The organism is Methanobrevibacter cuticularis, assembly GCF_001639285.1.
GTDB lineage: Archaea > Methanobacteriota > Methanobacteria > Methanobacteriales > Methanobacteriaceae > Methanobaculum > Methanobaculum cuticulare.
Genome location: NZ_LWMW01000065.1, coordinates 1 through 618, shown reverse-complemented (window position 1 = coordinate 618; position 618 = coordinate 1). Strand labels below are relative to the sequence as shown.

General features: G+C 22.8%; 1 protein-coding gene. It reads left to right on the top strand.

The annotated features are described in order from the left end of the window. Nucleotides 1-76: 76 nt before the first annotated feature. Nucleotides 77-618 (top strand): hypothetical protein (locus tag MBCUT_RS02050; protein ID WP_157082432.1); only part of this gene is annotated, 542 nt, incomplete at its 3' end.

The window sequence follows — 618 nt, the reverse complement described above, 5'->3', positions numbered from 1 at the left end:
ACTATTATTTTATCATTTTAAGCATTAAAATATTATTAAAATAAGATTTTTTCGACTATAAATGGAGTATTTTTATATGAATGTAGATGATTCAATTATTAAGGAAAGAGAAAAAATAAAAAATTCTGTAAATGAGATATTAATAGATTATTCTAATGTTAGTGGTTTGAATATTATTTTTGAATCTATTTGGATGATTTCAAATTCTGAAGGATTTAAAAATTTGATTAGGAATATTGGAAAACTTCAAGATTGTTTTTCAGATTCTAATTATTATGTTCTATGGGCTCCAGATAGTTTTATTATGGAAGTTCCTCAGATTAAATATTCTAAAGAGGTTCTTTTCCCAAGTAAATTTTATTATCTTCTCCCTAGAATAATAAAAGGAGCAATAGGTATTGATGATTATGCTGCTTTAATTGAGATTGTATTCATAATTTCAACTTTGAATAAAAAGGAAATTACTCCTTCTAATGTTTTTGGTTTCTCTCATAGAATTATGATACTCTTAGACAATTTTGATAAAAACATTGATTTTAATTATCCAAATAAGGATTACTTTGTAAAACTTAAAAATTTAAAATGGAATAAAGAAGCCAAAAAACTCCTAAATAAAAT